At 64.9% G+C, this 22,070-nt stretch carries 20 protein-coding genes and 1 pseudogene; 9 read left to right on the forward strand and 12 right to left on the reverse strand.

The window, feature by feature from the left end; translation table 11 throughout:
• Positions 1 to 42 precede the first annotated feature (42 nt).
• The 4 genes from IVB27_RS23600 to IVB27_RS23615 all read right to left on the reverse strand — a co-directional run bounded on the left by IVB27_RS23600 (position 43) and on the right by IVB27_RS23615 (position 5,385).
• Positions 43 to 3,186 carry an efflux RND transporter permease subunit gene (locus tag IVB27_RS23600; protein ID WP_247445605.1) on the reverse strand — a complete coding sequence of 1,048 codons (3,144 nt, stop codon included), beginning with the start codon at positions 3,184 to 3,186 and terminating at the stop codon, positions 43 to 45.
• Complete coding sequence (locus tag IVB27_RS23605; RefSeq protein ID WP_247445606.1) at positions 3,183 to 4,355, reverse strand: efflux RND transporter periplasmic adaptor subunit; 1,173 nt, start codon at positions 4,353 to 4,355, stop codon at positions 3,183 to 3,185. Before IVB27_RS23605 ends, IVB27_RS23600 begins: the two co-directional genes overlap by 4 nt.
• Positions 4,352 to 4,867 carry a hypothetical protein gene (locus IVB27_RS23610; protein ID WP_247445607.1) on the reverse strand — a complete coding sequence of 172 codons (516 nt, stop codon included), beginning with the start codon at positions 4,865 to 4,867 and terminating at the stop codon, positions 4,352 to 4,354. The genes IVB27_RS23605 and IVB27_RS23610 overlap by 4 nt, the downstream gene beginning before the upstream one ends.
• A gap of 176 nt (positions 4,868 to 5,043) precedes the next feature.
• Entirely contained in the window at positions 5,044 to 5,385 is a 342-nt protein-coding gene (locus tag IVB27_RS23615) for a hypothetical protein (RefSeq protein ID WP_247445608.1), read from the reverse strand.
• Between the two features lie 319 nt (positions 5,386 to 5,704).
• Between IVB27_RS23615 and IVB27_RS23620 the strand changes: the two genes are divergently transcribed.
• The 9 genes and pseudogenes from IVB27_RS23620 (at position 5,705) to IVB27_RS23660 (ending at position 13,690) form a co-directional block, all read left to right on the forward strand.
• Positions 5,705 to 6,490 carry an alpha/beta hydrolase gene (locus IVB27_RS23620; RefSeq protein ID WP_247445609.1) on the forward strand — a complete coding sequence of 262 codons (786 nt, stop codon included), beginning with the start codon at positions 5,705 to 5,707 and terminating at the stop codon, positions 6,488 to 6,490.
• Positions 6,491 to 6,645: 155 nt separating this feature from the next.
• A complete protein-coding gene (gene mdcA / locus IVB27_RS23625) occupies positions 6,646 to 8,292 on the forward strand; it encodes a malonate decarboxylase subunit alpha (RefSeq protein ID WP_247445610.1) in 1,647 nt (548 codons plus the stop codon).
• Positions 8,293 to 8,301: 9 nt separating this feature from the next.
• A complete protein-coding gene (mdcC, locus tag IVB27_RS23630) occupies positions 8,302 to 8,619 on the forward strand; it encodes a malonate decarboxylase acyl carrier protein (protein ID WP_247445611.1) in 318 nt (105 codons plus the stop codon).
• The gene (locus IVB27_RS23635; RefSeq protein ID WP_247445612.1) at positions 8,616 to 9,554 is read left to right on the forward strand and encodes a biotin-independent malonate decarboxylase subunit beta; all 939 of its coding nucleotides are present in this window, start codon (positions 8,616 to 8,618) and stop codon (positions 9,552 to 9,554) included. Before mdcC ends, IVB27_RS23635 begins: the two co-directional genes overlap by 4 nt.
• Positions 9,541 to 10,263 carry a biotin-independent malonate decarboxylase subunit gamma gene (gene mdcE / locus IVB27_RS23640; RefSeq protein ID WP_247445613.1) on the forward strand — a complete coding sequence of 241 codons (723 nt, stop codon included), beginning with the start codon at positions 9,541 to 9,543 and terminating at the stop codon, positions 10,261 to 10,263. Before IVB27_RS23635 ends, mdcE begins: the two co-directional genes overlap by 14 nt.
• Positions 10,238 to 10,917, forward strand: a pseudogene (gene mdcG, locus IVB27_RS23645) (malonate decarboxylase holo-[acyl-carrier-protein] synthase). Before mdcE ends, mdcG begins: the two are co-directional and overlap by 26 nt.
• The gene (mdcB, locus tag IVB27_RS23650) at positions 10,914 to 11,795 is read left to right on the forward strand and encodes a triphosphoribosyl-dephospho-CoA synthase MdcB (protein ID WP_247445614.1); all 882 of its coding nucleotides are present in this window, start codon (positions 10,914 to 10,916) and stop codon (positions 11,793 to 11,795) included. Before mdcG ends, mdcB begins: the two are co-directional and overlap by 4 nt.
• Positions 11,792 to 12,742 carry an AEC family transporter gene (locus tag IVB27_RS23655; protein WP_247445615.1) on the forward strand — a complete coding sequence of 317 codons (951 nt, stop codon included), beginning with the start codon at positions 11,792 to 11,794 and terminating at the stop codon, positions 12,740 to 12,742. Before mdcB ends, IVB27_RS23655 begins: the two co-directional genes overlap by 4 nt.
• A 9-nt stretch (positions 12,743 to 12,751) precedes the next feature.
• Positions 12,752 to 13,690, forward strand: a complete 939-nt coding sequence (locus IVB27_RS23660) for an ACP S-malonyltransferase (RefSeq protein WP_247445616.1) — start codon at positions 12,752 to 12,754, stop codon at positions 13,688 to 13,690.
• Between the two features lie 209 nt (positions 13,691 to 13,899).
• On the opposite strand, the gene IVB27_RS23665 is transcribed toward IVB27_RS23660, so the two are convergent.
• The 8 genes from IVB27_RS23665 to IVB27_RS23695 all read right to left on the reverse strand — a co-directional run bounded on the left by IVB27_RS23665 (position 13,900) and on the right by IVB27_RS23695 (position 21,762).
• On the reverse strand, positions 13,900 to 14,916 hold the full coding sequence (locus IVB27_RS23665; RefSeq protein ID WP_247445617.1) for a helix-turn-helix domain-containing protein: 1,017 nt from the start codon (positions 14,914 to 14,916) through the stop codon (positions 13,900 to 13,902).
• A gap of 280 nt (positions 14,917 to 15,196) precedes the next feature.
• Positions 15,197 to 16,477, reverse strand: coding sequence for an HlyD family secretion protein (locus IVB27_RS23670; protein WP_247445618.1), 1,281 nt, complete (start codon positions 16,475 to 16,477; stop codon positions 15,197 to 15,199).
• 10 nt (positions 16,478 to 16,487) lie between these two features.
• The gene (locus tag IVB27_RS23675; protein ID WP_247445619.1) at positions 16,488 to 16,676 is read right to left on the reverse strand and encodes a DUF1656 domain-containing protein; all 189 of its coding nucleotides are present in this window, start codon (positions 16,674 to 16,676) and stop codon (positions 16,488 to 16,490) included.
• Positions 16,673 to 17,416: an FUSC family protein gene (locus tag IVB27_RS43325; RefSeq protein ID WP_345946910.1), complete on the reverse strand. Its 744-nt coding sequence runs from the start codon at positions 17,414 to 17,416 to the stop codon at positions 16,673 to 16,675. The genes IVB27_RS23675 and IVB27_RS43325 overlap by 4 nt, the downstream gene beginning before the upstream one ends.
• Positions 17,311 to 18,570 (reverse strand): FUSC family protein, encoded by a 1,260-nt coding sequence (locus IVB27_RS23680; RefSeq protein WP_345946911.1) that lies wholly within the window; start codon positions 18,568 to 18,570, stop codon positions 17,311 to 17,313. The genes IVB27_RS43325 and IVB27_RS23680 overlap by 106 nt, the downstream gene beginning before the upstream one ends.
• Positions 18,571 to 18,720: 150 nt before the next feature.
• Complete coding sequence (locus IVB27_RS23685) at positions 18,721 to 19,116, reverse strand: response regulator transcription factor (protein ID WP_247445620.1); 396 nt, start codon at positions 19,114 to 19,116, stop codon at positions 18,721 to 18,723.
• A 100-nt stretch (positions 19,117 to 19,216) separates the two neighbouring features.
• On the reverse strand, positions 19,217 to 19,888 hold the full coding sequence (locus tag IVB27_RS23690; protein ID WP_247445621.1) for a response regulator transcription factor: 672 nt from the start codon (positions 19,886 to 19,888) through the stop codon (positions 19,217 to 19,219).
• The gene (locus tag IVB27_RS23695) at positions 19,885 to 21,762 is read right to left on the reverse strand and encodes a PAS domain-containing sensor histidine kinase (RefSeq protein ID WP_247445622.1); all 1,878 of its coding nucleotides are present in this window, start codon (positions 21,760 to 21,762) and stop codon (positions 19,885 to 19,887) included. The genes IVB27_RS23690 and IVB27_RS23695 overlap by 4 nt, the downstream gene beginning before the upstream one ends.
• Positions 21,763 to 22,070 lie beyond the last annotated feature (308 nt).

Genomic DNA, 22,070 nt, shown 5'->3' on the forward strand with positions numbered 1-22,070 from the left:
CGAATCCGAAATCGAGCCGGCATCATGCCGGCGGTGACCTGCTCAAGCGGATTCACGGCGCAATCCCGTATCTGCTTCGCTCGTGGATGGAGCGGATGTCTCGGTCGCCCGTGGCTTCCGCCCGGTCAGCCGGTTGCCGAGCCGGTCGAGATAGAGATAGACGACGGGCGTCGTGTAGAGCGTCAGGACCTGCGACAGCATCAGGCCACCGACGATCGTGTAGCCGAGCGGCTGGCGCAGCTCCGCGCCGGTGCCGGAGCCGATCATCAGCGGCACGCCGCCCAGCAGCGCGGCCATCGTCGTCATCAGGATCGGGCGGAAGCGCAGCGTGCAGGCCTGGTAGATCGCCTCTTCGGGGCTGAATCCGTGCTGGCGCTCCACCTCGAGGGCGAAATCGACCAGCATGATGCCGTTCTTCTTGACGATGCCGATCAGCAGGATGATGCCGATGATGGCGATGACGCTGAGATCCATGTGGACTGCCAGCAGCAGCAGGAGTGCGCCGATGCCGGCCGAGGGCAGCGTCGACAGGATCGTGATCGGGTGGATCAGGCTTTCATAGAGTACGCCGAGGATGATGTAGATCACGATTAGGGCGGCCCCGATCAGCAACGGCGTGCCCGACAGGGAGGATTGGAACGCCTGCGCGTTGCCCTGGAACGAGGTCGAGAGCGAGGCGGGCTTGCCGGTGCTCCTCTCGATATTCTGGATCGCCGTCACCGCATCGCCCAGTGCGATGCCGGGCTTCAGGTTGAACGAGATCGTCACCGAGGGAAACAGGCTCTGATGATTGATCAGGATCGGCGCGGGCTTGATGACGCTGTGAACCAGCGTGCTCAGGGGGACCTGCTGGCCGGTGGCCGAGTTCAGGTAGATGTCCTTTAGTGCCTCGGGGCCATACTGGAAACGCGGATCGACTTCCATCACGACATGGTACTGGTTCAGCGAGGTAAACATCGTGGAGACGATGCGCTGGCCGAACGCGTCGTCGAGGGCATTGTCGATCGTCGTGGGCAGGATACCGAAGCTCGATGCGACCTCGCGATTGACGGTGACCTCCAGCCTCGGGCCGGCATTGGCCTGGTCGCTCGCGACGTCGGTGATGAGGTCGAGCGCGCGGAGTTTTGCCAGGAAGGTCGTCGACCAGTTGGTGAGCTCGTTCGAATCGGCATCTGTCAGCGTGTACTGATACTGCGTCTTCGACAGCCGTGCGCCGATGGTGATGTCCTGGGCGGCCTGCATGTAAAGCCTTATGCCCTGGATGTGGGCGAGCTGGGGCCCCAGCCGCTCGATCACCCGATCGGCGCTGGCCTTGCGCTCGGGCTTCGGCTTCAGGACGATGAAGATGCGTCCCTGGTTGAGCGTTGCGGTCGGGCCGCCCGGGCCGATATAACTCGCCACCGACTGGACCGCCGGATCCTTTGAGAGGATGTCGACGATCGCCTGCTGGCGCTCCGACATGGCGGGGAAGGATATGTCCTGTGCGGCCTCGGTGATGCCGACGATCTGGCCGGTGTCCTGTTGCGGGAAGAAGCCTTTTGGAATGATCACGTACAGATAGCCGGTCAACGCAACGGTCGAGAGCATCACGAGCAGCGTCGCGAAGCGATGGCGCAGCACGATTCGCAGGCCCCTCGCATAGAGCGAAAGCAGTGCATCGAAACTGTGTTCGAAGACGAGATAGAGCCGGCCGTGCTTCTTCTGCGGGTCGTGCTTCAGGAGCCGCGCGCACATCATCGGCGTCAGTGTGAGCGAGATGACCAGTGACAGCAGCAGCGCGGCGGTGATCGTGATGGCGAATTCCTGGAATAGCTTTCCGACGTAACCGCCCATCAGAAACAGCGGGATGAACACCGCGATCAGCGACAGGGTGATGGAGACGATCGTGAAGCCGATCTCGCCGGAGCCCTTGAGCGCGGCCTCCATCGGCGTCATGCCCTGCTCGAGATGGCGCACGATGTTCTCGATCACGACGACTGCATCGTCGACCACGAAGCCCACCGCGATCGAGAGCGCCATCAGCGAGAGGTTGTCCAGGCTATAGCCGAGCACGTACAGGACCGCGAACGTGCCGACCAGCGACAGGGGAACCGTGATTGCCGGAATGATGGTGGCCCAGAAATTCCGCAGGAAGAGGAATATGACCATCACCACCAGCGCGACCGTCAGCATCAGCGTGAATTGAACGTCGGAGACTGCGGCGCGGATGGTGGCGGTCCGGTCGGCGGCGATCGTCACCTTGATCGCGGGCGGAACGGAGGCCTGCAGTTGCGGCAGCAGCTTCTTGATGCGGTCGACGGTCTCGATGACGTTGGCGCCGGGAACGCGCTGGACCGCCAGAATGACGGCGGGGTCCTTACCGTACCAGCCGGCCAGGAGGTCGTTCTCCGGCCCCTCGATCGCCGTGCCGATGTCGCGTATCCGTACCGGCGAACCGTTGCGATAAGCGATGATGAGGTCTTCATAGGCAGATGGCTTGAGCAACTGATCGTTGGTGTTCAGCGTATAGGTTACTCGCGGGCTGTTGAGCGTGCCCTTGGGCAGATCGACGTTGGCGCCGGCGATTACGTTGCGGACGTCTTCGAGGCCGATGCCGCGGGCGGCAAGCGCCTGCGGATTGACGCGAACACGGATCGCGGGTTTCTGCTGGCCGCCGATTCCGACCAGGCCCACGCCTGGCACCTGCGATATCTTCGGAAGCAGGATATTTTCCGCATAGGCATCGACCGTGGTCAGCGGCAGCGAGTCCGACGTCAGCGCGATCAACATGATCGGCGTCTCCGCCGGATTCACCTTCCGGATCGTCGGCGGGTAGGGGATGTTTGGCGGCAGGAACGGGCTCGCGGCGTTGATCGCGGCCAGCACGTCCACCGCCGCGCTGTCCACCGTGCGCGACAGCTCGAATTGCACCGTGAGCTGGGCCACGCCGAGCGCACTGGACGAGGTGAGCTGGGTGACGCCGGGGATCTGGCTGAGCTGCTGTTCGAGCGGCGTGGCCAGCGACGAGGCGATCGTGCCGGGATCAGCGCCGGGTAGTTGCGCCGAGATCTGGATGGTCGGGTAGTTGACGTTCGGCAGCGCGCCGACCGGCAGCAGGGGATAAGCCGCAACGCCGCACAGCAGCAAGCCCGCCATCAGCAGAGCGGTTGCGATCGGCCGCAGGATGAAGGGCGCGGAGAGGTTCATGGGATTGCGTCCTGCACGGCGCTTTGCAGGTCGGCTTCGCGCGCCGCCTTGCCGTGCAGCTCGCGAACGCGACTGCCTTCCGCGAGCCGGTACTGGCCGTCGATCACGACAACGTCACCTGATTTCAGCCCCTGGTCGATCAGGGCCTGGCCATCGCGGATCTGTACGACGTGAACGGGACGCAAGGCGGCCGTCTGGCCGTCGGTCACGACATAGACATAGGTGCCGTTCGGGCCCTGCTGCACGGCCGAGCCGGCGACAGTGAGCGCATCCTTCTGAATGTCGAGCAGCAGGCGCGCATTCACTAGCTGGCCCGGCCACAGCCGGTGCTCATGGTTCGGGAACACGGCCTTGAGCTGGACGGTGCCGGTCGTTCCTGCGATTTCGTTGTTGACCAGCAGCAGCGTGCCTTCATCGAGCTTCGTCTTGTTGTCCTGGCTGTAGGCGACGACCTTCAGGGAGCCCTTTGCGGCGTGCTCCTGAATTATGGGCAGGTCTGCCTGCGGCAGGGTGAACAGCAGCGAGATCGGCTCGATCTGGGTGACGACGACGAGGCCGTTGGCATCGGTCGGATGAATGACATTGCCGACATCGATCTGGCGAACGCCGGTGATGCCGGGAACGGCCGACGACAGGCGGGTATAGCTGAGCTGGACGTTCGCCTCGTCGATCTGGGCCTGGTCCGCCTTCACGGCGGCCTTGAGCTGCGCCACCTGCGCCGTCTGCGTCTCGATCAGTTGCGGGGTCGCATAGCCCTTGTCCCCGAGCTGATTGTAGCGGGAGAGATTGGCCTCGGCGTTCGTGAGTTGCGCCTGGTCCCTGTCGCGATTGGCCGTGAGCTGCTCGATCTGCGCTTCGTAAGGACGCGGGTCGATCTGGGCCAGGAGATCGCCGGCCTTGACGGTCTGTCCTTCCGTGAAGGCGATCTTGACGATCTGCCCCTGGATCTGGCTGCGCACGACGTCGGTGTTGTAGGCGATCACCGTGCCGATGCCGCGCAGATAGATCGGAACGTCCTTGCCCGTGACCGTGGCGGCGACCACCGGCACGGCAGCGGCCACGGGTGCGGCTGCCACGCCCGGCGTGCGGTCGGTGCCGAAGAACCAGAATCCGGCGCCGACCATGACCGCAACGAGAGTAACAAGCGCAACGGTGAGGTTCCGTTTCACGGTGATGATCCTCCTTGATTTTGGGGATTGCCGGAGCCGTCGATCGATGTTGTGCCGTTCAAGGACGTGGGGCCGGCCACCGGCACGGACGGACTGATTCCGGCGCCGCCGATTTCAGTCGCGCCCAGCGGAATTCCGACGCGGCCGACCGTCGACGTCGAGGGCAGGGATGAGACCGCTGCGGTGCTGCCGGCGCAATTGGTCGATGAGGTGCCCGACAACCCGCCGCCGTCGAACAATGCTCCGGTCGATGCGGCGTTGCCGGACCCGGCGCAGCCCATCGTGCTTTGCACAGGATTGATCGGGGAAATGCCGGGGGTTGCGATTTCGGTCGATCCCAGCGGGATGCCCACCGGCCGCGTGGATTGCGGGTTGAGGGGTGACGTCGCAAGCATGCCCGTAGGCGGCTGCATGCCCGGCACCGTTGTTTGCGCGATGGCCGCAGCCGGGACCAGCCACAGTATGGCGGTCGCAAGCATCACACCGTTGTATGTTGAATGCTGTTGTCGCATGGATGAAAGCTCCGGCTACTGCGATCGAACAATAGGAAGCCGCGCGAGCGCGGGTATTTCCAGAACGCACGTCCTGCTGCTCGGCTGCACGACGACGAGGCACTTCGTGCGCCGCATTCGCTCTCGCGCGACCATTTTGGCGGGCCGCCTCGTCGTCGGCCCTGAAAGTGCTTTCGCTATCTCAGAATGGCCCGCGCGTGCGCGATCTCCCGGCCGCACGCGGCGATGTCGCCGCCGCGATTGGCGGTGCGCGCGCGATCGAGCGAGTCGAGCGCGTCGGTGAAATCGACGCCGTTGCCACCTGCTGCTTCCGCGAGCGAGCGGGGCGTGGGTTGATGGCCGCGCAGCGCGCTGAGGCTCTCCGGCTGCCAGCCGTGGGAGCCCGCGTCCTTTTCTATGGCCAGATCGAGCTGGGCCTGGGTGTGCGCGATGTCATCCGTGCAGGTTCCGGCACGAGCCGGCATCGTTGCGCACAGCAGTGCGAAGAGGGCGGCGCTGTACTTTGCGATGGATGTCATTGTTCGATCCTATGCTTGGATTTCGGGTGACGTCAGGAACGTTGCCGTGAATGACAGAGCGCGTATCGATCGTCTTTCGTGTACGAACGCCGGCCGTTCACGCTTGCGAGAGGTCATGTCATGTCATGAATGTCAGCGTGCATCACGTGAGCCTCGGAAATGCATCTCTCGGCCGGGCCGCGTCCGGAGGATGGTCGAACAGTGATCGTCGCAGCTCACGTTTCCGGGCGTGCGAAGTGGCAAGGATAGTTGTTTGCGGAAATACGCAAGCAAGCTTCGAAACTAGTCTCGCGTCAGCCCAACCCGGAGTGATCCCGACATGAAACACCTCAACGCTGGCCTCGCCTTTGCCGCCGCCGTTTCGCTATTCTCGACCGTCGCCCCGGCGCGCGCGGAACCGCTAAAGAACATCGTGCTGGTGCACGGCGCCTGGGTGGATGGGTCCGGCTGGAAGCCGGTCTACGAGATCCTGACCAGGGAAGGCTTCCGCGTCACCATGGTGCAGGAGCCCGAGACCTCGTTCGCCGACGACGTCACTGCGGCCAAGCGCATTCTCGATCTGCAGGATGGCCCGACGCTTCTCGTCGGTCACAGCTACGGTGGTTCGATCATCACCGAGGCCGGCGTTCATCCCAACGTCGTTGGTCTTGTCTACGTCGCCGCACATGCGCCTGACGTCGGAGAGGACGAATCGGCGCTGGGCAAGAAGACGCCGAGCGTGCTCGGGAAGACCGAAGGCGTCATCAAGGTGACGCCCGACAAGTTCACCTATCTCGATCCCGTGCAATTCCCGAAATTGTTCGCGCCGGATCTGCCGCGCGAGCGGGCCGAGTTCGTCGCGCGCTCGCAGGTCCCGGCCGCGACCCAGGTCTTCAGCACGCCGCTGAAAGCGGCGGCGTGGAAGACCAAGCCGAGCTGGGGCATCGTCGCCGGCAACGACCAGATCATCAGTCCGGATCTGGAGCGTTGGTACTACGAGCGCGCCAAGAGCCAGACCACCGTGATCCCGGGCGCCAGCCACTCGGTGTACGAGTCGCGTCCGAAGGAAGTGGCGGCGGTCATCACCCGCGCCGCGCGCAGTATCCAGCCGTCGGTTACGCGCTGATCACCCTTCGCTGGTCCTGACGCACGGACGACCGGCAGAAGGAAGGACGGCGGGAGTTACAACCCTCCCGCCGTCCCGACTGTCCCAAAATTCACGAACGCAATCGAAGAAGCGCTGATGCTTCTGTGCGGCGCCGGTCTGAGGGAATGACGGTCATGACGAGCTGGCAGAACAATCGAGCCGCGCGCGATGCGCGCATTGCGGCGGGAGCTGGCCTTGCCCGCGGCAAGATCGTCGAAGCGCACGACGTGACGCGCCTGCTGGAGGCCGTGATCCGGTCGGGCGACCGGGTTTGCCTGGAGGGCGACAACCAGAAGCAGGCGGATCTCTTGAGCCGCGCGCTGCTGGCGGTCGATCTCTCCAAGGTCAACAATCTGCATATGGTGCAGTCGGGTGTCGTTCTCCCCGAACATCTGGACCTCTTCGACCGCGGCGTTGCGAAGCGGCTGGACTATGCCTATTCCGGGCCGCAATCGGCACGCATTGCGCGCATGCTGTTCGGCGGCAAGATCGAGCTGGGCGCGGTTCACACCTACCTCGAGCTGTTCGCCCGCTACTTCATTGACCTCACGCCGCACGTCGCGCTGATTGCAGCCGTCAGCGCGGACCGCGACGGAAATCTCTACACCGGCCCGAACACCGAGGACACGCCCACCGTCGTGGAGGCGACGGCGTTCAAGGACGGTGTCGTGATCGCCCAGGTCAACGAGATCGTCGAGACCGTGCCGCGGGTCGATATCCCGGCCGACCGGGTCCACTTCATCGTCAGGGCCGACAAGCCGTTCTTCGTCGAGCCGCTGTTCACGCGCGATCCGGCTGCGATCACGGAAGGCCAGATACTGACGGCGATGCTCGCGATCAAGGGAGTCTATGCTCCTTATGGTGTGAAGCGGCTCAATCACGGCATCGGCTTCAGCACGGCCGCGATCGAGCTGTTGCTGCCGACGTTCGGCGAGAGGCTGGGGCTGAAGGGCAGGATCGCGACCCACTTCGCGCTGAATCCGCATCCCGCGCTCATTCCCGCAATCGAGTCCGGCTGGGTGCGGCAGATCCACTCGTTCGGGTCGGAGGTCGGCATGGACGATTACATCCGCGCCCGCTCCGACATCTACTTCACCGGTTCCGACGGTTCGTTGCGCTCCAACCGCGCCTTCTGTCAGACCGCCGGGCTCTATGCCTGCGACATGTTCATCGGCTCCACGCTGCAGATCGATCTACAAGGTAATTCGTCGACCGTCACCACCTCGCGCATTGCAGGCTTCGGCGGCGCCCCGAACATGGGGGCGGATGCCCGTGGGCGGCGTCATCCGAGTGAGCCCTGGCTGAAGGCCGGAGCGGAGGCCGATCCGGACGGCGCGGCACTGATGCGCCGTGGCCGCAAGCTGGTCGTGCAGATCGGCGAGACGTTCGGCGACAAGAACGTGCCGCTGTTCGTCGAGGAGCTCGATGCGATCGAGCTCGCCGAGAAGCTGAAGCTCGATCTCGCGCCGGTCATGATCTACGGCGACGACGTCACGCACATCGTCACCGAAGAGGGCGTCGCGAACCTGTTGCTGTGCCGCACCGCGCAGGAGCGCGAGCAGGCCATTCGCGGCGTTGCTGGCTATACCGATGTCGGCCGTCGGCGGGACCGCGGCATGGTCTCGCGCTTGCGCGAGCGCGGCGTGATCCGCCGGCCGGAGGATCTCGGCATCAATCCGCTCGATGCGGATCGCAGCCTGCTGGCGGCGCGCTCGATCAAGGATCTCGTGCGCTGGTCAGGCGGTTTGTACGCACCTCCGTCGAAATTCAGGAACTGGTGAGGACCCGCCATGGAAGATCTCAGCTTTCGACATCCGGTCCGCTCCCGCGCGGACGGCGCCAGGCGAAGCGCGATTGTCGGCGTGGTCGCCTCGGGCAACCTCGAGGTGCTGGTGGAGCGTGTGCTGCCGGACGCGGAATGCGCCATCGAGATCAAGACCGCGGCGGTCGGCTTCGGCGAGGTCTGGAGTGCCGTGATCGGCGATTTCGTCGAGCGCTATTCACCCGGCGGGCTGAAGTTCTCGATCAATGACGGCGGCGCGCGTCCCGATACCGTCTCACTTCGGCTGGCGCAGGCGGTGCGATTGATAGCGGAGAACGACCAATGACCGCGCAACTCAAGGACATCGCCCCGGCCGAACGGGCCCGCAGCACCAGCTTCTACGAGGCGTCGGCCCGCACGCGGCTGGAGCTGCTGCTCGATGCCGGCAGCTTCGTCGAGTTCATCGGGCCGGAGCAGCGCGAGGTCAGCCTGCATCTGAAGATCTTCGATCTACCCGAGCAGTTCGACGATGGCATCGTCGTCGGTCACGGCCGACTCGATTGCTCGCCCGTGTTCGTCGCCGCGCAAGAGGGCCGTTTCATGGGCGGCGCCTTCGGCGAGGTGCACGGCGCCAAGCTGACTGGGCTGCTCCGCGCCGCGCGCCAGATCGGCTCGTTTCCTGTGCTGATCCTGTTCGATACCGGCGGCGTCCGGTTGCAGGAAGCCAATGCCGGCGAGCTTGCCATCGCCGAGATCATGCGCGCCGTGATGGAGGCGCGTAGCGCCGGCGTGAAGGTCATCGGTCTGATCGGCGGCAGGTCCGGATGCTATGGCGGCGGCGGCCTGATCGCAGGCTGTTGCTCCGCGCTCGCCGTCTCCGAGCCGGGGCGCATCGCGGTGTCGGGCCCGGAAGTCATCGAGACCAATCGCGGCGTTGAGGAATTCGACTCCCGCGATCGCGCTTTGGTCTGGCGTACCATGGGCGGCAAGCATCGCCGTCTGCTCGGCGCCGCCGATGCATTCGCCGACGACAATGTGCAGGATTTTCGCGAGGCCGCGCTGGAACTGCTCGGCCTGGTCGGACCTTTCGGTCTCGACAGGTTGAAGGCCGAACAGGATCGGCTTGCCGGCCGGCTGCGCAGCTTCGGTGCCTGCGCGGATGCCGTCGACATCTGGACGGTGGAAGGCATCGCGGATGCTCAAGCCGTTCCCGAGCTGCCGGCCGATGAGTTCATTGCCCTTGCCAACCGGATCGGGAGGACCAGCCGTGACGCTCGATGATATTATCGCCTCGCTCTTTCCCGACGGCCACGAGGTGAGGCGCGACAAGGGCGTCATCCTCGGCTCGGCGACGATGCGATCCGGTGGCCGGATGCTCGTGCTTGGCGTTGCAGACCGGACTGCGCTGGGCGTCGACGAGGCGATCAGATTGTCAGGCCATGTCCTGGAGTCGATCGGCCGGAATTCCGGTCCGATCCTGGTGCTGGTCGACAGCGACAGCCAGCGCATGAGCAAGCGCGACGAGCTGCTCGGGCCGAATGAATTTCTCGCGCATCTGGCGAAGGTGCTGATCCATGCGGACATGAACGGTCGCCCGACCATCGGCCTCCTGTACGGTCGTTCGGCGGCGGGTGCCCTGCTTGCGACAGGCCTTGCAACGCGCGTGCTGGTCGGATTGCCCGGGGCCGATCCCGCGGTGATGGACCTGCCGTCGATGGCGAAGGTCACCAAGCTGTCGATGGACGCGCTGCAGGAGAAGGCGAAGTCGACGCCGGTGTTCGCGCCGGGCTTGTCCAATCTTGCGCAGATGGGCGCCGTTCACATGACATGGAGCAATGCCGGTTCGCTCGCCGACCAGCTGGAGGCGTTGCTCGCCGACATGCCGGCCGCGCAGGACCGGCGGGATGCGCTCGGCAAGGAGCGTGGCGGCCGGCTCAAGGCCGCCGAGATTGCGGAGCGTGTTCGTGACCTGGCCCTGCAAGCACGGTGAGCATCCACCGGGTCGTCATGACCTCGTCTTCGTCAGCCCGCGGGATGGCGCGCGATGCTGGACGCGCGCGACGATCTCGCAGCCGATTCCCTTCTCGCGCGCTGGCCCAAAATGCGATGGCCGACGATCAGGCGTCGCGCTTTGCCATGCGAGGCAGGCGGCCTCGCGCTGGGCCTGCCCTTGCCGCCCTCGGCCGGCAAGAAACGGATCTGCCTTATGGTTGATATCGACCACGTCGCCTCGGTCGCGAGGCCGCCATTGTTGCGGCAGGCGCGGGCTTACGCGCCGCGCAACTGGTGGCCGACGCTCGACCGGCTCGACGGGCTGGCGCTTCGCCATGCGGTGGACGCGCGCGTCTTCGGCAGCCTGGCCTGGCAGTCGTTGACCGGGCTCGACTACGTCACCGGTCGTTCCGACCTCGATGTCCTGTTCGAGTTTCAAGGTGAAACCGACATCGATCGTTTCGTTGCCGAAGTCGCCGCGGTCGAGACCGGCGCGCCGATGCGGCTTGATGGCGAGCTGATGGGCGCCGACGGCGCCGCGGTCAACTGGCGCGAATTCCACGGCGGCGCGGGCGAGCTTCTGGTCAAGAGCATCGAGCGGGTGGTCTTGCTCGGCAGGCAGCAATTCATTTCGAGAGCTAGGGGATCATGATCACCACGGCTGCAAGAGGCGTGGAACGGCCGGTTCTGCGCCGGGCGCTGATCGGGCCCGATGTCTCCGCGGTCGGCGCTGTCGCCGCCGATTGCCTCGTCCAGGAGCTCGAAACCTGGCCGAAGCCGGGGCTCGTGAGCCATGTCGACAATGGCAGTCACGACGACATGGATGCGGCCACGTTTCGTCGCAGCGCCGCGGCCATCAGACCCTATCTGCAACGCCTGGCCGATGCGGGCGCGCATGGCTGCGGCATGGGGCGGCTTCGCATCATCGGCCTTGAAGCGGAGCGCGCCATGCTGGCGGCGACTGCGGGGGTCAACACGCATCGTGGCGCGATCTTCGGACTCGGCTTGCTGTGCGCGGCGGCCGGCGCGAGAGCCGGCGGGTTGGTCGATCCCGCGCTTCGGCTCGGCGATGTCGTGGCGCGCCTGTGGGGCGACAGCATACTCGATGGTCCAGTGCTGCTGCACAGTCACGGCAGCGTGGCCCGCCGCCGCTTTCGCGCGGGCGGTGCGCGCATCGAGGCCGCGACGGGATTTCCCAGCGTGTACCGGATCGGCTTGCCGTCCCTGCGCAGAGCAACGTCTGTCGTGCCGCAGGATGTGGAAGCCGCTCGGGTTGAAGCGTGCTTCGCCCTGATCGCATCCGTCGAAGACACCAATCTTCTACATCGCGGCGGGCTCGACGGCCTCCGCTTCGCGCATGACGAGGCGCGGAGCTTCATCGCTTCAGGCGGCGTCCGCGCGCCCGGCTGGCGTGCGCGGGCGCAATCGATCCACGAAAGCTTCGTCGCCCGCCGTCTCAGCCCGGGTGGATCGGCCGACCTGCTCGCAATGACGCTCTTCGTCTACGCCCACGAAAGGCCGGTTCCATGATGTCTAACGCGATCCTGATGGCGCTGGTGCCGGTCTTCTTCGTTCTATTGCTGGGATATGCCGCCGGAAAATTTCATATCGTCGACAATCTTCATGTCGACGCCCTCAACGCACTCGTGATGGATTTTGCGTTGCCGGCCTCGCTGTTCGCCGCGACCGCCTCGGCGTCGCGCCGCGAGATGGTCGAGCAGATCCCGCTCTTCCTGGTGCTGGGCGTGACGATGCTGCTGCTTTATATCGCCTGGTATTTTGCCGCACGTGGGTTCTCCAAGGTCTCCCGGTCGGAGGCATCGTTACAGGCGTTGACGATCGGCTTTCCAAATCTCGCCGGCGTGGGCCTTCCGATCATGACGTCGGTCGTGGGGCCGGCCGGCACTGTCCCGGTTGCCGTTGCATTGGCGGCGGGCTCGATTCTCATCAGTCCGCTAACGTTGATCATCGCGGAAATGGGCGCCGCCAAGGCTCGCGGCGAGCAAATGGCGACGCTGCAGGTCCTGACGGCAATCCGGCGTGCGATCACCAAACCGGTGGTGCTCGCGCCCGGGCTTGGCATCCTGTTCTCGTTGTCGGATGTGAGCCTCGACGCGCTTGCGCATGCGAGCCTCGCGCTGATCGGAAGTTCGGCCGCCGGCGTCGCCCTGTTCCTCACAGGAGCCATTCTGTCGGCGCAGTCGTTTCGGCTGGATTGGAAGATCACCGCTGCAACGGTGGCCTCGGACATCGGGCGCCCGCTGTTGGCGGTTGCGGTCATTTGCGTCATTCCGATCACGCAAGATGCTGCGAAAACGGCTATTCTGCTCGCCGCCATCCCCTCGGGCTTTTTTGGAATCTTATTCGCAGTCAACTACCGGCTGGATTCCGCAAGGGCAGGGTCCATGGTCATCGCCAGCACCGGATTCAGCGCCGTGACCCTGGCGATCGCGATCGCGCTGCTCTTTCCTCATTAGGCCGGGACCATGACGCTTGCGATCCTTTGCGCGGGGCAAGGCAGGCAGCATCGGGACATGTTCGCTCTCACGGGCGATGCGCCGGAAGCCGCGCAGCTGTTTGGGCACGCGGCCGCATTGCTCGGCGGCAGGGATCCGCGCGACTTGGTGCGCGGCGAAGCCGATGAGGCCATGCATCGCAACCGTGCCGGCCAGATTCTCTGCACCTTGCAGTCGCTCGCTGCGGCGCGCGCGCTCGCGGAGGTCATCCCACATGGCGTCATCATTGCCGGCTATAGCGTCGGCGAGGTCGCCGCCTGGGGTGTGGGCGGCTTGTTCGATGCTACCACCACGCTCGATCTCGTGGCGCGCCGCGCAGAGGCCATGGATGCGGCTACGCGCGCGGGCGACGGGCTGATCTTCGTCCGCGGCCTTTCGCGAGACGCGATCGGTCGCCTTTGCGAGTGCCACGGCGCAGCGATCGCCATCGTCAATCCGGGCGACGCCTTTGTCATCGGCGGCGGCCGTGAGGCGCTGAGCGGGATTGCCATCGACGCGCGGGCCATGCACGCCGCAAGGATCGTCACGTTACCGGTCGAGGTCGCCTCCCACACCAAACGGCTCGCCGCGGCGTCCGCCGTCTTTCGTGAAACCTTGCGCCTGGCACCGGTGGTCTTCCCGCCGAGGACCGGTGCGCGCATTCTGAGCGGAATAGATGCCAGTCCGGTCGTCTCGGCCGAGAGCGGTCTCGACAAGCTTGCCGCACAGATCTCGTACACCGTGCAGTGGGCAGATTGCCTGCAAGCCTGTGTCGAAGCGGGTGCAACGGGTTTTCTCGATCTGGGGCCGGGACATGCGCTGAGCAGCATGGCCGCGGAAATCGCGGCCGGACTTCCGGCTCGCTCTCTGGATGATTTCAGGAGTCTTCAGGGCGTCCGCGCCTGGGTTGCGCCTCACCTGAGCGCCTAAACGCGACAAGAGAGACGATGCCGTCGATCGCGTCGTCGAAAAAGAGGGGCCGTCCTTGGGGGGAGGACGGCCCCAAAATGCTCGTATGCCCAGGGAGGAGAAAGGCTCGAGCCGTGACTTGGGGGTCTCAGTCACCTAACACGCGCAGCATCGCCAATCCCGCGGCCGAAGTATTTCACGAACCCCGGCTGTTTCTCATTTCGCATGATTCACGTGAAGTCCGCGGGCAGCACGCAAGACACGGCCTTGCAGGTCGAAGCCAGATCGCTGCCGGCGAATCTGGAGGGAGCCGACGCGTTCCGGCTGGCGCATCGCCAGCGCGCGGGAGTTTCGCCCGTGATCCGCCTGAAGACGGTCGAGAAATGCGCCTGCGTGCAAAAGCCGACGGTCAGCGCCACCTCGACCAGGGCCGTTTCGGAATTCGATAGCAGCGATTTCGCACGCTCGATGCGCTGATGCAGCAGGTATTCCCGCGGTCGGTATCCAGTGGCGGCGCGAAACTGCGCCGCGAAGTGCATCCGGGACAGTCCCGCGACCTTGGCAAGCTCGGACAGGGTGATGCAGTGGTCGAAGTGCGTCCCGACATACTCTTCGATGCGCCGCAGCCGCCATTTCGGCAACGCATTGACTTTCGCGTGCGGGAGTTCGCGCCGGGCAATGTGCATTGCTAGCGTCTGACCGATGCAGCGCGCGAATTCCCGGTCGGCCCAATGGCCGCGTTCGGTCAGCGCTTTCGCGAGCTGCTCGGCAAACGGGTCGCGGAGCAGGACGAGGTCGTTGAGGCCTTCCGGCGCGGTGGGTCCTGCTCCAGGCCGCAGAGGCGAAAAATAGCCGCCGGCGGAGACGTGGAAGTGCAGGAAATCGCACGGCGCGTAGAACTGCGCACTGAGCTGCTGCGACGGTGCGCCGATATACAGCGTGCCTGCCGGCATGACGCCGTCGAAGATGGTGTGACGGCCTCTGGTCAGTTTGACGCGTGTTGTCTTTAAGGCGATGGCCAGGAAGTATCGGTCGCAAGGCGTCCGGGCTTCTTCGTGCCTTCTGGCCGGTTGCGCAGAGATCCAACGCGAGATCGTAATGTCCTCGGACGCGGTGCCGGCACGTTGGTTAGGCTGGCGCCACCTGCGTTCGAGGGAAATTGCGCGAGACTCTTGCGGGGAATCCGGTTCGTGTTGGCTGGGTTGATACGTCACCCGGGCGCCGGCCGCTTGCATATCAGTGAGCATCGTTCGTCCCCGTATCCTGGATTCTGCTGCCGTCGCGACGGCTGCTGAATGCAAATGATCCTTGTTCGAACGATAGGTGCGACCTTGTCGAAAGGCTCGTTAAGGAAGCTTAAGCGGTATTAGATTTTGCAAATGCGAGAGGTGCGACCGCATGTCGCGAAAAGTTCAATTGAACCAAAGAGATCAAGTACATGTCTAGTGATGTCTGATGTTAGGCGCGGCACCACCGGACCAGAGGTGCATGCGGTACGGTCTCCCCGGCCGGGCTTCTTCGTGCGATTCAGGGCAGGCGTGGCGAGGCGCCGAGGCCGGGTGCGATCGTGTCCGCCGGGGGAGCCACGAGTTCGCGCGAATACGGAACCGCTTCCACCTCGGGGCGCTGCTGGGATGTGGCTTGAAGGCAGTTCGCGCGAGGCGGATGTCCCGCGCCGAACAGATCGGCGACGGGATCGACGAAATTCGCGCGCAACCGTTCAAACGGGGTTTGGGGTTCGCTCGAGGGCTGCCGGATCGTCACCGTCGCCGTCATGCCGGAGACTAGCGGCACCTCCGGCGGCACCGCGTCGATGGCGACGCGAACCGGAACGCGCTGCGCAAGCCGCACCCACGTGTAGATGGGGTCGACGTTGGGCAAGCCCTGCGTGCCCGTGGCGGCGTTCGACACGCTGATACCGCGCGTCACGGTCTTCACATGCCCCAGAATCGGCTTCGAGTAGCCGACCAGTTGCGCTTCGGCGCGATCGCCGACGCAGACTCGGGCCATCTTGGTCTCCTCAAAATAGCCGTCGATCCAGAAACTGTTGGAGTCGATGATTGAAATGTTGCTGACGCCAGTGGCGGCATAGTCTCCTGCGCGCAGCAGGAGATTGGTGACGTAGCCATCGACGGGACTGGTCACGCTGGTCCGTTTCAGATTTAGTTCCGCCTGTGCAAGCTGGTGCGCTGCCGCCTCGTAGGCGGCCTTTGCCTGCGCTGCGTTGCCTGCAAAGATCTGCTGTTCTTCGGGTGTCGTCGCAAGATTGGACAGATGCTGGCGCCGGTTGAACTGGGCTTGCTTGACCTCCAGGTCCGCCGCCCGTTGGTCGAGGACGGCCTTGCCGACGCGGACGGCAACGTCGAAGTCGAACGGGTCGACGATGTAGAGGACGTCGCCCTTGTGGACGAACTGGTTGTCGGCCACCCGCAGCTCCACGATCTTGCCTGAAACTTGCGGCGCGACATTGGCGACCTGGACGCGCACGCTGCCATTCCGCGTCCAGGGCGCGGTGACGTAATGCTGCCACGTCGCGACCGATATCAGGACGGCGACCAGCGCGATTGCGAGGGTCGCAAGATGCCTGCCGACGCCGGCCTTGAACCGTCCGAGGGGATTGCGTCGTGGCATCGCGGGGGGCGGCGCCTGCCAGGGCGCTTTGTCGTCGGCGCTCCGATTTCTGGTGTCGCGCGCCTCGGGTTCGTCGAGGCCGGATCGATCAACGGTGTCGGAGGCACCCCGCTGTGCTCCGCCCCGCGTTTCGTCATAGAACAGTGGAGAGGTATCTTGGGGAAGGGCGCTAGCCATGACTCTTCTCCTAGAAAAACAATGCCAACAGACCGAACATCGCCACATAGAGGCTGAGCTCGGCCAGTGACGGGTTACTGAAACATTCCGCAAATCCGACGAGGCGCAGCACCGGCCGAAGCATCAGGAACGCGATCAGCGCGATAGCCGCATAGGAGACGATGGGAGCAAAGACGAGCTCCCGATACGTGTTCATCATGACCGCTTCTCTTGGCTGGGGCCGGTGAGAGTCTGCCGCGCTCCGAACGTAATGCTCGCAGGGACGAGCACGGCAAGAGCCGCATCGGCAGACAGGCCGCTTTGAGCTGCCGCTTGGCGCAGCGCCTCGGCAGCCCCGAGGATCGCTGCACCGCTCCGCAGCGCTACTGCTGTTTCAGCGGCACGCGCGGCACCGGCAAGCGGTCCTGCCTTTAGCCGCTCTATTTCCGCGCGGCATCGCCGCAGAATCGCCGCCCTGTCGAAACAGTGCATCGCTTCGGCGACGGTCTGATCGGCAATCGGGGAAGCGCCCTTGGCCGTTACGATCTGCTCGATCCGTGCCGCATCGCGAAACGTGGCTTCCCCGGGTGCGAGATGCCGGGTTCGCCCGCTGTCCAGGTGATCTAGCTCGCGCTTTGCCTCTTCCAGCAACAGCCCGATCCGCTGCTCGCCCGACAGGGGAGGGAGCAAAAGCTGCGCCGCCAAGACCAGGGCTGAAGACAGACAGACAAAGAGGCACGTCACCAGAAACACCTCTGGATCGTAGCTCTGAGGGTTGGTCGGCGTGAGGGTGGCGAGCGTGAACACCAGTGTGAGGCGTCCCAGTGGTGACAATATGCGGCTTGGCAGCGATATCAGCAGCGCAAGGCTGATGACGACGGGCGCAAGACCGATCGCCAGCAGTTGGAACTCGGATACGCGTTGAAAACGAGGTATTTCAGGACGCCGGCCAGCACGCACGCGATCGGCGTTGCCATCATTGCCGTCATGGTGAAACTGCGTGGCTCGGGGGACGTCGAGCCGAGGCCCGTAATGACCGCGACCAGCGAAAGGCAGAGCTCGGTAGCGGGCCAGCCCGCCAGCATGAAGAAGCCCGCGCCCAGCGCGAAATAGATCGCCGCCCGCGCGCCGCTTTCGGCCGCGATGCGGCGCGAGCGATACAGGGGCGCACGCCACGCGTGGGAGGGGTACCTTCCGTCGTGCAGTGCATTGAGGCTGCGGCGCACGTCTGCGTTCTTGCGGTCGATGTCGCTGCGAAGGTAAGTCCGGCAGATCGTCATCAGGGCCGATCTGCCGTGATGCGGATCGTCCCTGGCCGCGACGGAAGCGACGGATAGCGCTGCGAGCATGCGGGCGAGAGACAACGCGCTGACGAGATCGACGAGCACCGAGCGCGCGGCCGCGGTTCTCGCCGAGCCGTTGCTTGACTCCGTCGCGAGGCTGGCGATCTCCGGACGCAGCGCCGCGATATCGTGCAAAAGACCTGCCGCGATCGGTACGTATGAAGCTTCACCGCGATCGGCGCCTTGCGCGAAGTCCAAGACGCGGCGGCGCAGCGCCTCCAGGCGGCTTGCCAGAACCGGATGGTAGTCCGGCGCGGCCAGCACCTCGTTGACCAGCGCCACCGCAAGGACGCCGATGCCGATGGCGGCGCCGCGCGCGATGCCGGTCGGGAATACCCTGAGCGGGTTGTCGATCTGCTGAATAGCAATCAGCGCGACCGTGGTGCAGCAGAGAGACGCTGCATAAGCGCGATTGCCGTCGAGCATCCCGACGACGTAGACGCAAAGGCCAACCCAAATGCCGAGCACCGCGAGCAGGAGACCGTCGGTTTGGGAAAACATGCTGGCGATCGCGATCGATGCCGCCACGCCGATGCCGGTTGCAAGCAGCCGGTAACCGGCCTTTTCCATGCCTTGACCGCGCGTGGGCAGTGCCAGGATCGCTACCGTGAGGGCTGACGACGAGGGCGATTCAAGCTCGAGCCAGAAGCTCACATAGAGCGCGAGAAGCATCGCGAGCCACACCCGCAGCGCAAAGGCCCAGCAGCTCGCCGGAAACCCGGCGAAGACCAACCGGCGCGCCTCGGCGGCAGCATCGGCATTGATTTGCATCGCGCGAGATCCTCCCGGCAGAGCGGTCGGCGCTGCCAATGTCGTGATACGCCTCCGAGTATGAGATGTGCCGGGTTCGCCGGTATTTCCGGTTCACCAATCTGGTTGCCGGAATGCACGTTGGGTCGCGAGAAAAGGGCTGTCGTCCGCTCAGCCGCGGGCCGGACTATTGCGGCCGTGGCCCGCCAGCGCCTCTTCGAGGCAGCGGATGATCTCGTCACCGCTGGAAGGCTTGCCGAGAAAGCAATGCGCGCCAGCGGCCATGACGCGCTGACGCACGGATTCGCTCGGAAACGCCGTCATGAAGATGATCGGGAAATGGCGGCCTGCGGCAACCAGCCGTGCCTGCAGCTCATCTCCGGTGATGACAGGCATCTGGACGTCGGCGATCATGCAGGCCGGATCGTCTCCCGGCGCGTTTTGCAGGAAGTCCATGCCGGTTTCGTAGGCCCGCGCCTCGTAGCCGACCGAACGCACGAGGCTCGCCAGCGACGCGCGAACGCCTTCGTCGTCATCCACGATCGCAATCACCGGGGTCTTGGCCATGGGCGCGTGATCCTGACCGCGGTGTTCCGCAAGGAGAGAATCTCCCTTTGCGCGGCCGATAGGACCTTATGCACCCGAGGCAGTCCCGCCGGAATTATACTCAGGTTTGGTCCGTAGTCCTGCGGGTCTGGGAAACTCCGAGTGCCTCGGCCTTACGAACGAGGTCGGCGAAGGACCGGACCCCCATCTTGCGCATGACGTTCCCGCGGTGGATCTTGACCGTGATCTCGCTGAGGCCGATCAGGGCGGCGACCTGCTTGTTCATCAGGCCGGCGGTGACATGGCCCATCACCTCGCGCTCGCGCGCCGTCAGGGTCTCGTACTGGGCGCGGATGTCCTCCTTGGTCGCGGCTTCGGTCCGGTGCTGTGCATCGCGCTCGAGCGCCGCCGTCACTGCGTCGAGCATGTCCTGGTCGCGAAACGGCTTGGAGAGGAAATCGATGGCGCCGGCCTTCATGGCACGCACGGACATCGGAATGTCCCCATGGCCCGTCATGAAGATGATCGGATAGCTAATGCCCTGCCGGACGAGATGGCTCTGCAGATCGAGCCCGCTCACACCGGGAAGGCGGATGTCCAGCACGATGCAGCCAGGGCCGTCGGGCAGCGAGCCGCCGAGCAGTTCGGCCGGCGAGCCGAACAGGCGCGTCTCGAGGCCGACGGATCGGAACAGGCTGTCGAGCGAGGCGCGGATTCCCGCATCATCATCAACGATGATGACGACGGAGTTGAGGGATCCGCCCGGCGGTTGCGCGTGATCTGGTCGTGTCATGGTCGAGTGTTTTCTTGGCTGTATGGCAGTGTCAGGCGGAATGTCGCTCCCGCGCCGGGGGTACTCTCGGCGGACAACTGGCCGCCGTGAGCTTCCGCCGTCGTTCGGCAGATCGCAAGTCCCATGCCCATTCCGCCGCGCTTCGTCGTGAAGAACGGATCAAACAGGCGCGGCAGATCGTCGGGAAGGATGCCGGGGCCGCTGTCTTGCACCATGATGGCGAGGCTTTCGCCGTCGACATCGCTGGTGCGCAGCTTGACAGCGCGGGATTTGCGCTGGTCCGACATGGCCTGGCCGGCATTGACCAGCAGGTTGACGAGCACCTGCTGAAGCTGGATCCGGTCGCCGCGGATTGGCTTGAGGCCAGGTTCCGTCTCGACTGTGAGGACGACGTCATCATTCGCGAGTTCCCGTGCGACCAGAAGGGCCGCTTCCTGGATGATCTCGGCGATATCGAGACTGTCCTGCTCGGCAGGGGCCTTCTTCAGGAAAGTCCGGATGCGCGCCACGATCTCGCTGGCACGGCGGCCTTCCGCGACGATTTGGACGATCGTGGCTCCAACCTCGTCCAGATCAGGCACCTCGCGCCGCAGCCAGCGCAGGCCGGCCTCGCCACTGGTGACGATTGCCGCCAGCGGCTGGTTGACCTCGTGGGCAATGGAGGCGGTGAGCTCGCCGAGGGTGGCGACGCGCGCGGCATGAGCGAGTTCGGCCTGCGCCGCGAGCAACGCATCCTGCGCCTGCCTGCGCTCGGTGATGTCGATGACGAAGGCGAGCACGTTGCGATCGCCGTCGGGCCCGGAGGGAAAGGCGATCGTAAACAGCACGGGAACCTTGCGTCCGTCGAGCCTGACGAGCTCGGTCTCGCCTTCGTAGAACGGCTCGCCTTCCGCAAACGCGACCAATGCGCCGAGGAAATTCCGGTCGTTCTCGCCGAGAAGCCGGTCCACGTTCTCAATGAACATCGCGGCGCCGTTTGCCCCTGCCATCGCCTGCAGGGCCGGATTGACGTCGGTGATTCCAGCGAGCCGGCGGGCATGCCGGACGAAATCGGGGTGTCGCGCCAGATGGTCGCGCAGGCCGGCTCCTGCGGTCTTCAGCGATTGCAGCGCGGTTCGGAGTTCGCTCCAGTCCTCTTCGACCACGCCGATCCGGCTTGCGTCGAACATCCGGCGGTATCGCTGCTCGCTCTGCACCAGCGCGCTGTGTGCGGCCATGCGGTCGGTGACGTCGGTGTGCGTTTCAAGGACCCCGACGGGCGTGCCGAGGCGGTCGTGCTGCAAGGCCCATCGGGCATCGACGGTGAGGGCGGCGCCGTCTTTCGTTCGCTGCTGCACGCGGCCTTCCCATCGACCGGTGTCGAGCAGGCCCGCTTCGATGACCTCGCGCCGGTCGGGATATCTGGTTTGCAGGAGCTCGTCGGCGAACTGCCCGAGCGCCTCGTCGTCCGACCAGCCGTAGATCTGCTCGGCCGTCTTGTTCCAGAAGGTGATCACGCCGCCGCAATCCCTGACGAAGATCATGTCGTGCGAGAGGTTGAGCAGGCGCGCCTGCGCCGCGAGGCGCTTCGTTGCCGCGTGATTCTGCAGCGCCAGCAGGGTCGTGATCCCGATTGCCGCGAGGCTCACCAGCACGCGAAGCGCGGGCGAGGCGATGGTCCGCAGATCGTGCGACAGCAGATAGGCGGTTATCGTGAGGGCTATGCAGCCAGCTGCGGCGACGATGGTGTCGTCGCGCCGGTTGGTCTTCGCTGCGAGCAGGATCGCCACGACGTAGAGAACCGCCACCGCGCCCTCGAGCGGCGTCAGCACGTCAACCAGGAAAACCGCAAAGGCGAGGACGGCGGACCAGAACCGTAAGCCGGCGCGGCTCATGGATGAGCCCCTGGTCCGATCATGAGTCGTCATCGTCGCTGGAAGTCGTTCTTCTCATATCAGCAGCGTTGATGCCGCGATTTGATCGCGTTCACAACATCCAGCCGCACGATTTTCGTGCTCTCGTGGAAGACCTGTCGCGCCGCTCAATCCGACGAAAGCGCCGGCAGGTGGCATTCCCCGGAAAAACCGGGGCGCTCGCGTGGTCCCACCGGTGGATGGTGCGCAAAAAGCGCGTCAACTTACCGCAGGCGCGTCACGCCGCAAGTCCTGCCGCATCCGCGATGCCGGTGAGACGTCGCGCCAAT

The organism is Bradyrhizobium sp. 197, assembly GCF_023073375.1.
GTDB lineage: Bacteria > Pseudomonadota > Alphaproteobacteria > Rhizobiales > Xanthobacteraceae > Bradyrhizobium.

What these genes read in the sequence shown, in the direction of transcription:
- IVB27_RS23660 (WP_247445616.1), top strand. Translation starts at nt 12,752, where the DNA reads ATGACGCTTGCGATCCTTTGCGCGGGGCAAGGCAGGCAGCATCGGGAC.
- IVB27_RS23600 (WP_247445605.1), bottom strand. Translation starts at nt 3,186, where the DNA reads ATGAACCTCTCCGCGCCCTTCATCCTGCGGCCGATCGCAACCGCTCTG.
- IVB27_RS23615 (WP_247445608.1), bottom strand. Translation starts at nt 5,385, where the DNA reads ATGACATCCATCGCAAAGTACAGCGCCGCCCTCTTCGCACTGCTGTGC.
- IVB27_RS23635 (WP_247445612.1), top strand. Translation starts at nt 8,616, where the DNA reads ATGACCGCGCAACTCAAGGACATCGCCCCGGCCGAACGGGCCCGCAGC.
- mdcC (WP_247445611.1), top strand. Translation starts at nt 8,302, where the DNA reads ATGGAAGATCTCAGCTTTCGACATCCGGTCCGCTCCCGCGCGGACGGC.
- IVB27_RS23610 (WP_247445607.1), bottom strand. Translation starts at nt 4,867, where the DNA reads ATGCGACAACAGCATTCAACATACAACGGTGTGATGCTTGCGACCGCC.
- IVB27_RS23690 (WP_247445621.1), bottom strand. Translation starts at nt 19,888, where the DNA reads ATGACACGACCAGATCACGCGCAACCGCCGGGCGGATCCCTCAACTCC.
- IVB27_RS23665 (WP_247445617.1), bottom strand. Translation starts at nt 14,916, where the DNA reads ATGCTCACTGATATGCAAGCGGCCGGCGCCCGGGTGACGTATCAACCC.
- IVB27_RS23680 (WP_345946911.1), bottom strand. Translation starts at nt 18,570, where the DNA reads ATGCAAATCAATGCCGATGCTGCCGCCGAGGCGCGCCGGTTGGTCTTC.
- IVB27_RS23675 (WP_247445619.1), bottom strand. Translation starts at nt 16,676, where the DNA reads ATGATGAACACGTATCGGGAGCTCGTCTTTGCTCCCATCGTCTCCTAT.
- IVB27_RS23620 (WP_247445609.1), top strand. Translation starts at nt 5,705, where the DNA reads ATGAAACACCTCAACGCTGGCCTCGCCTTTGCCGCCGCCGTTTCGCTA.
- mdcB (WP_247445614.1), top strand. Translation starts at nt 10,914, where the DNA reads ATGATCACCACGGCTGCAAGAGGCGTGGAACGGCCGGTTCTGCGCCGG.
- IVB27_RS23670 (WP_247445618.1), bottom strand. Translation starts at nt 16,477, where the DNA reads ATGGCTAGCGCCCTTCCCCAAGATACCTCTCCACTGTTCTATGACGAA.
- IVB27_RS23695 (WP_247445622.1), bottom strand. Translation starts at nt 21,762, where the DNA reads ATGAGCCGCGCCGGCTTACGGTTCTGGTCCGCCGTCCTCGCCTTTGCG.
- IVB27_RS23685 (WP_247445620.1), bottom strand. Translation starts at nt 19,116, where the DNA reads ATGGCCAAGACCCCGGTGATTGCGATCGTGGATGACGACGAAGGCGTT.
- mdcA (WP_247445610.1), top strand. Translation starts at nt 6,646, where the DNA reads ATGACGAGCTGGCAGAACAATCGAGCCGCGCGCGATGCGCGCATTGCG.
- IVB27_RS23655 (WP_247445615.1), top strand. Translation starts at nt 11,792, where the DNA reads ATGATGTCTAACGCGATCCTGATGGCGCTGGTGCCGGTCTTCTTCGTT.